Origin of the sequence: Deinococcus sp. (genome assembly GCF_030523985.1) — a bacterium.
Taxonomy (GTDB): domain Bacteria; phylum Deinococcota; class Deinococci; order Deinococcales; family Deinococcaceae; genus Deinococcus.
On sequence record NZ_JAUNHK010000112.1, the window covers coordinates 1 to 7,381 of the forward strand.

General features: G+C 66.6%; 7 protein-coding genes and 1 tRNA gene. 4 read left to right on the forward strand and 4 right to left on the reverse strand.

The genetic code is table 11. From position 1 onward, the window contains the following. Window positions 1-414: NUDIX domain-containing protein (locus tag Q4C89_RS12835; protein WP_303103016.1), on the reverse strand; the 414-nt coding region annotated here is incomplete at its 3' end. 48 nt (window positions 415-462) lie between these two features. On the opposite strand from Q4C89_RS12835, the gene menC reads away from it, so the two are divergent. After that, window positions 463-1,572 (forward strand): o-succinylbenzoate synthase, encoded by a 1,110-nt coding sequence (gene menC / locus Q4C89_RS12840; protein ID WP_303103017.1) that lies wholly within the window; start codon window positions 463-465, stop codon window positions 1,570-1,572. Next, window positions 1,569-2,315, forward strand: a complete 747-nt coding sequence (locus Q4C89_RS12845; RefSeq protein ID WP_303103018.1) for an acyl-CoA acyltransferase — start codon at window positions 1,569-1,571, stop codon at window positions 2,313-2,315. Before menC ends, Q4C89_RS12845 begins: the two co-directional genes overlap by 4 nt. 63 nt (window positions 2,316-2,378) lie before the next feature. Here Q4C89_RS12845 and Q4C89_RS12850 read toward each other — a convergent pair. The 3 genes from Q4C89_RS12850 to mqnC all read right to left on the reverse strand — a co-directional run bounded on the left by Q4C89_RS12850 (window position 2,379) and on the right by mqnC (window position 4,682). Further along, window positions 2,379-2,452 (reverse strand) — tRNA-Gln (locus tag Q4C89_RS12850). Window positions 2,453-2,496: 44 nt separating this feature from the next. Next, window positions 2,497-3,438, reverse strand: a complete 942-nt coding sequence (locus Q4C89_RS12855; protein ID WP_303103019.1) for an ABC transporter ATP-binding protein — start codon at window positions 3,436-3,438, stop codon at window positions 2,497-2,499. A gap of 47 nt (window positions 3,439-3,485) precedes the next feature. Continuing rightward, window positions 3,486-4,682 carry a cyclic dehypoxanthinyl futalosine synthase gene (gene mqnC, locus Q4C89_RS12860; protein ID WP_303103020.1) on the reverse strand — a complete coding sequence of 399 codons (1,197 nt, stop codon included), beginning with the start codon at window positions 4,680-4,682 and terminating at the stop codon, window positions 3,486-3,488. A gap of 100 nt (window positions 4,683-4,782) precedes the next feature. Between mqnC and Q4C89_RS12865 the strand changes: the two genes are divergently transcribed. Both Q4C89_RS12865 and Q4C89_RS12870 read left to right on the forward strand, forming a co-directional pair. Then, entirely contained in the window at window positions 4,783-5,775 is a 993-nt protein-coding gene (locus Q4C89_RS12865; RefSeq protein ID WP_303103021.1) for an extracellular solute-binding protein, read from the forward strand. A 101-nt stretch (window positions 5,776-5,876) separates the two neighbouring features. Continuing rightward, the coding region (locus tag Q4C89_RS12870) for an iron ABC transporter permease (protein ID WP_303103022.1) at window positions 5,877-7,381 on the forward strand (1,505 nt) is incomplete at its 3' end.

Consider the following 7,381-nt stretch of genomic DNA (forward strand, 5'->3'; position numbering starts at 1 on the left):
CAGCGGGTAAAACACCACGCCGCTGATGCTCGGCTGCGGGTAGAAGGCGGGCAGGGCGACCCACTCACTCGCCACGCCGCCCACTTCTTCCAGCAACTCGCGGGCCGCTGCCGCTTGCAGGTCTTCGCCTTTTTCCACACCGCCTGCCACGATTTCGGTGATGGTGGCCTGCAACGGATAGCGGTACTGGCGGATCAACACCGCCTCGCCCGCCGCCGTCACGGGCAGCACGAACACGGCGCGGGGGCCGCGTGGTCGGTACTGGTAGAGGGTCCGGGTGCCGGGCTTGACCTCCACCTCGTCTTCGAGCACCACCCGAAAACCGCCCACGAGCTGCCGACTGCTGAGGGTTTTCCAGGGCTGCACCTCGTCCTCGTGCAGGGCCGACCAGTTGGCGTGGGGAGTGAACGTCATAAGCGCATTGTGCCGCAGCCGGGGCTGGGGAGGACGCATACTGGCCCCATGTTCAAAATTGAAGCTGCCGAGTTGGTTGTGGCGAGGTTGCCGCTCAAGTTCCGTTTCGAAACCAGTTTCGGGGTGCAGACCGAGAAGGTCATTCCGCTGCTGGTGCTGCATGGCGAGGGTCTAGAGGGCGTGGCGGAAGGCACCATGGAACGCTCCCCCATGTACCGCGAGGAAACCATTGCCGGGGCGCTGGAGCTGCTGCGGGACGTGTTTTTGCCACGCATTCTGGGCCGCACGTTTGCCAACCCCGAGGAAGTGAACGCCGCGCTGGGCGACTTCCGGGGCAACCGCATGGCGCGGGCGATGGTCGAAATGGCGGCCTGGGATTTGCACGCCCGCACGTTGGGCAAGCCTATTGGCACGTTGCTGGGCGGGTTCAAGCGCGAAATTGAGGTCGGGGTCAGTCTGGGCATTCAGCCCGACGAACAGGCGACGGTAGACATCGTGCGGCGACATGTCGAGCAGGGGTATCGGCGCATCAAACTCAAAATCAAGCCCGGCTGGGACGTGCAACCCGTGCGGGCCACCCGTGAAGCTTTTCCCGACATTCGCCTGACGGTGGACGCCAACAGCGCCTACACCCTGGCCGACACTGGAAGGCTGCGGCGGCTGGACGAGTACGACCTGACCTACATCGAGCAGCCGCTCGCCTGGGACGACCTCGTGGACCATGCCGAACTCGCCCGCCGCATCCAGACGCCCCTGTGTCTCGACGAATCGGTGGCCTCGGCGCAGGATGCCCGCAAAGCCTTGACACTGGGCGCGGGCGGGGTCGTCAACCTCAAGGTGGCGCGGGTCGGCGGCCTGAGCGAAGCGCGGCGGGTGCATGACGTGGCCCAGAGCTTCGGCGTTCCGGTGTGGTGCGGCGGCATGTTGGAAAGCGGCGTCGGGCGGGCGCACAACATCCAGCTTTCGACCCTGCCCAACTTCAAACTGCCCGGCGACACGAGTTCGGCCAGCCGCTACTGGGACAAAGACCTCATTCAGGAGCCGCTGGAGGCCGTAGACGGCCTGATGCCCGTGCCGCAGGGCGCGGGAACGGGCGTGACCCTCGACCGCGAATTCCTGGCGACAGTCAGCGAGGTGCGGGAGGAATACCGGGCGTGACCCTGGCCGCCGTTCCTCCTGGCTACGTCATCCGCGACGTGACCGACCCATTGGCCCTGCGCGAGCTGGAGGACGTGCAGGCCGCTGCCTGGGGCTACACCGACCGCGAACTGCTGCCCAGAACCATGTTCCGCATCAGCGGGGCACTGGGGGGCGTGGTGCTGGCGGCCTATGCCGAAGGGGGTGGCCCGGCGGTGGGGCTGGTCTACGGCTTTCCGGCGCTGCGAGGCGGGCAACTGTGGCACCACTCGCACCAGTTGGCCCTGCGGCCCGAGGTGCGCGGCGCAGGGCTGGCGGTGGCCCTCAAGCTGGCGCAGCGCGAGCGGGTGCTGGCGCAGGGGCTGACGCGCATGACCTGGACGTTCGATCCCCTGGTGACGCGCAACGCCCGGCTCAATTTCGGAAAGCTGGGCGTCACGGTGTCCGAGTATCTGCCCGACTGGTACGGCCCCGGCGCTGACCGTCTGCTGGCCGACTGGGACTTGACCCGCCCCCACGCCGAGCGGCCCGCGCCCTGCCCGGAAGGCCAATACGTGCTGCAAGCGTCAGACGAGGAACCCGGCCCGCCCGTCCTTAATACCGATGCCCCCCGGCTGCTGGTGCAGGTGCCTTTGCAGCCCGACCCAGCCTGGCGACTCCCGGTACGCGAGGTGCTGACCCACTACCTGGGCCGGGGCTACCGCCTGACCGACCTGGCGCGGGCAAGGGAGAGGGCGTTCTATGTGCTGGAGCGTCAGGGCTGAACGGCGGTAAACACGACAAAAAGAAATCCGGCCCCCTAAAAGGACCGGACTTCTTTGACTTACTGGCAGGGATACAAGGATTCGAACCTAGACAAACAGAACCAAAATCTGGTGTGCTACCATTACACTATATCCCTTCACAGGCAAGGCGACAATAAGATACAGGCCCGGAGCCGGGGCGTCAAGTCCTGCTGAGGGCAGCCCGGCTTTCTTCCCGGTCGTCCGGCACTTCGCGGAGGGCTTGCGGGGGCAGCGTCAGCCGTACCATTTCGCCCACCTGCGCCGCCTCACGGGGGCTGAGGTGCAGGTGCAGGGGGCCGAGGGCGTGGGCCACCATGACCTTCTCTCCGGCCTCGCCCGCTTGCCGCGCCTGAACGGGCCACGCTTCCCCTTCGCCCAGGCGCACGGCGGCTTCGGGAACCAGCAGTGCCCGTCCCGCGCCCGCCGAGAAGACGTTTTCCCAGCCCAGAAATTCAGCGACCCAGGCCGTCGCGGGCTGTTGAAACACGTCCTGCGCCGCGCCCACCTGCACCAGTCGGCCCGCCCGCATGACCGCCACCCGGTGGGCCAGCGCCAAGGCTTCGCGCTGGTCGTGGGTGACGAGCAGCACGCCCGCCCCCACGTTGGCGAACAGGCCGCGCAGGTCTTGGCGCAACTCGGTTCGCAGTTTTTCGTCCAGATTGCTGAGTGGTTCGTCCAGCAGCAGCAGCGGCGAACGGGTCGCCAGAGCGCGGGCCAGCGCTGCCCGTTGCTGCTGCCCCCCTGAAAGCTGCGCGGGGAGGCGCTTTTCCAGTTCGGGCAGGCCGACCAGGGTCAGCGCTTCCCGCGCCCTGGCCTCCGCCTGCGCCCGGCCCTCGCCGCGCACCTTGGGGCCATACGCCACGTTGCCCAGCACGCTCAGGTGCGGAAACAGGGCGTAATCCTGAAACACCAGCCCGATGTGCCGCGCTTCCGGGGGCAAACGGGTCACGTCGCGCCCACCGACCTCAATCCGCCCCGCGTCGGGACGTTCCAGGCCCGCCACGCAGCGCAGCACGGTGCTTTTGCCGCAGCCCGACGGCCCCAGCAGCGCCACGGTTTCGCCCGCCGCCACGTCCAGCGCGACACCCTGCACGGCCCGCACGTCGCCGAAGGACTTGCTCAGGTCGTGCAGCGCCAGCGCGGAAGGGTTCAGCCCGCCCCCACGCCGCGCTCGGCTTCGGGGTTTTCACTGCTGCGGCCCAGGAAGGCGTCCACGTCGGGGTACTCCAAAATCTCGAAGCGGCTGTTGCGGATGGCGGGCCTAAATCCCGCGTCGGTGGCAATCCGAATCAGTTCGCGCACGGTGGCCTGGTGGCGGTCATGGCCCCCCGCAGCGGAGACCACGTTTTCTTCCAGCATGGTGGAGCCGAGGTCGTTGGCTCCGTAGTACAGCGCCGCCTGCCCGACCTTGAACCCCTGCGCGGGCCACGAGGCTTGCAGGTTATGCAGGTTGTCGAGCGCGATGCGGGCGATGGCGAGTTGTTGCAAATATTCGTGGGCGGTGGCTCCGGGGGCCTTGCCGTGCAAGCGGGTGTGTTCGGTTTGCAGCGTCCAGAGCGCGAAGCCGAAAAAGCCGTTGCCGCCGTACTCGCGCAGCGCCTTGTCCTGCTGCGCCCGAATCTTGAGCAGGTGGCTGACGCGCTGGGCGTAGGTTTCGCCGAAGCCGATGACCATGGTGGCGATGGTGTACAGCCCCTTGCGCTGCGCCGCATCGATGATGCGGAACCAGTCCTCGGACTTGATGCGGGCAGGCGCGGCCTTCTGGCGCACGTCGTCTTCCAGAATCTCGCCGCCTGCGCCCGGCAGCCCGTCCAGCCCCGCCGCCATCAGTTCGTCCAGCAACTCATCCAGCGTCAGCCCGAAGGTCTTTTCCATGAACAGCACTTCTTCGGGCGAGAAAGCGTCGATGCGGATGGTCGGGTGGTGGGCTTTGACGTGGCGCAACATGCCCGTGTAGTAGTCCAGGTCCAACTCGGGATTGACGCCGCCTTGCAGCAGGATGCGGGTGCCGCCTACCGCTTCGAGTTCGCGGATTTTGTGCGAAATCTGCTCGTAGTCCAGCGTGTAGCTGTCGCCCTGACGCTTGGTGCGGTAAAAGGCGCAAAAGTTGCAACCCACGTTGCAGATGTTGGTGTAGTTGATGTTGCGGTCAATCAGGAAGCTGACCACGTCGGGGTCGCGGCGTTCCATGCGGAGTTGGTGCGCTACCGCTGCCACGTCGGGCAGAGGCAGGTGATACAGGCTTTCGAGTTCTGCCGCGTCCAGTCGCTGGCCCTGCGCGGCCTTGTCCAGTGCCCGCGTCGGTGCAAGTTGTGAAAGGTCGGGGGCCACAGCTTCAGCCGTCATAGGGCGAGGGTAGCACCGCAGCGGCAGACGGAAAGTCCAAATCCTCGCCGTTCGGAGCTGTATTTGACTAATCCGACTTGTTTACTTAGGATTAGTCCCCATGAAACGCCTGCTTCTCTCTTCCCTGGCTTTGGCCCTCGCTTCTTCCGGGCTGGCCCAGGGCACCCTGACCGTGTACTCGGGCCGCGCCAAGACTTTCGTCGACCCCATCGTGCAGCAGTTCGAGCGCCAGACGGGTATCAAGGTCAACGTGCGCTACGGCACCGACGCGCAACTGGTCGCCGCCCTGCGCGAAGAGGGCAAGCGCAGCCCCGCCGACGTGTTCTGGGGCAACAGTGTGGGCGCCCTGGGCGAACTCTCTGAAAGCGGCCTGTTTTCCAAACTGGGCACCGCCAGCTACCGCAACATCGACGACGACTACCGCCCCGATTCTGGAGACTGGTTGCCGACCACCGTGCGGTTTCGCGTGCTGGCCTACAACAAGGACAAAATCAAGCCTGCCAACCTGCCCGGCAGCATCCTCGACCTGCCCAAGATGCAGAGTCTCAAGGGACGCATCGGCTGGACGGTGAGCTACCCCAGCTTTCAGGATTTCCTGGCGGGCATGATCGCCAAGCACGGCGAAGCCACCACCCGTCAGTGGCTGATCGGCATGAAGGCGCTGAACCCCAAGGACTACAAGACGAGCAACGTGGGCCTCCTTGAAGCCATCCGCGCCGGGGAAATCGATGTCGGGCTGACCAACCACTACTACATCCAGCGCGTGAACCGCCTGAACTACCCCATCGAGACGCACTTTTTCAAGGCAGGCGACATCGGCAACCTGGGCAACGCGACGGGCGCGGCCCTGCTCAAGACCAGCAAGAACCGCGCCGCCGCCCTGCGCTTCCTGCAGACGCTGACCGGCAAGGATGCCCAGACCTTCTTCCTGAGCGTCAACTTCGAGTATCCGGTGATCGGCAACATCATTCAGCCCACGACCATGCTACCGTACAACGACGTGGTCAAGCGCAGCCCCAAGGTCAGCCCCACCGTGCTGCCCAAGAACATCGAAAAGGCCCAGAAACTGCTGCGCGAAGTCGGCCTGCTCTAAAGCTTCCCCAGGACGCCCGCCCTGCCCGGCTGGCGTCTTTTGCTGCGCCGTCCCCTTGCGGCGAATCCTGACCAGATTCGTCTGGTATCCTCTGGAATTTGATGCGCCGACCTCCGCCCCTGCTGCTGCTGCCCGCCCTGCTGACCCTGCTGGGGGTGGGGCTGCCGCTGGCGTATCTGGTGCTGCGGGCGCTGAGTGCCCAGGGCGACGAACTGCGCGAGATCGTGTTTCGGCCCCGCAATCTGGAACTGGCCTTCAACACGCTGCTGCTGACGCTGGCGACCCTGCTGACGACCACGCTGCTCAGCCTGCCGCTGGCTTTCCTGGCGACCCGCACCGATTTCCGGCCCCGGCGCTTGCTGCTGCTGCTGGGCGTGCTGCCGCTGGCGCTGCCGGGGTATGTGGGGGCTTACGCACTGATCGCCGCCACCGGAAGCGGGGGAACCCTGGACGTGCTGCTGGGCCTGCGCCTGCCCACGCCGAGCGGCTTCTGGGGGGCGCTGGGAGTGCTGACCCTCTTTACCTTTCCGTATCTGTTCCTGAACCTGCACTCTGCGCTGCGCACCGTAGACCCGGCGCTGGAAGAAGTCTCGCGCATGCTGGGGCGTAACCGCTGGCAGACCTTCTGGCAGGTCACTTTGCCCGCGCTGCGCCCGGCGTGGCTGTCGGGGGCGCTGCTGACCGCGCTGCATGTGCTCGGCGACTTCAGCGTGGTGTCGCTGATGCGCTACCCCACCTTCAGCGCCGCCATCTATCAGCAGTACACGGCGGCCTATGACCGGGTGTACTCGGCGTGGCTGGCGCTGCTGCTGCTCGCACTGACGGCGCTGACACTGTGGCTCGAAGCCCGCCTGATGCGCGGCGTGTGGCTGGGCCGCATTTCGCCTGCCACGGTGCGCCCCCCGACTCGGCTGCGGCTGGGGGCATGGAGCGTGCCTGCCTGGGCTTTCGTGCTCGCCCTCGCCCTGGCGGCGCTGGCCCTGCCGGTGGGCACGGTGCTGTACTGGCTGCGCCTGACCGTGCAGGAGTCGCAGGGCAACCCCTACGCCTGGGCCAGCTTGTGGGAGGCGGCCCGCACCGCGCTGGGAGCGGCAGCGCTGGCGGCCCTGACCACCACGGCGCTCGCCTTTCCGCTGGCCTACATCGGCAGTCGCTACGGCGCGGAAGGCAGGGGGGGCCGCTGGGCACGCATCACCGAGCGGGCGGCTTATCTGGGTTACGCGACTCCGCCGCTGGCCTTTGCGCTGGCGCTGGTGTTCTTTTCGCTTCAGGTCGTTCCGAGCGTGTACCAGACGTTCGGGCTGCTGCTGGCGGCCTACACGCTGCATTTCGTGGCCGAAGCCATCGGGCCGATTCGTTCGGGGTTTGCGCGGGCCACCCCCCGCCTGGAGGAAGCGGCGCGAATGCTGGGAGAAACGCCGGGGCGCACGCTGTGGCGGGTCACGCTGCCGCTGCTGCGTCCGGGCCTGCTGGCGAGTGCCGCTTTCGTGTTCCTGAGTGTGCTCAAGGAGCTGCCGCTGACCCTGCTGCTCGCGCCCATTGGTTTTGAAACACTGGCCCGCAACGTCTGGACCTATACCGAGGAAGCCCAGTACGCCGCCGCCGC

Coding starts and splice junctions, on each gene's coding strand:
- menC (WP_303103017.1), top strand. CDS start 463: ATGTTCAAAATTGAAGCTGCCGAGTTGGTTGTGGCGAGGTTGCCGCTC.
- mqnC (WP_303103020.1), bottom strand. CDS start 4,682: ATGACGGCTGAAGCTGTGGCCCCCGACCTTTCACAACTTGCACCGACG.
- Q4C89_RS12865 (WP_303103021.1), top strand. CDS start 4,783: ATGAAACGCCTGCTTCTCTCTTCCCTGGCTTTGGCCCTCGCTTCTTCC.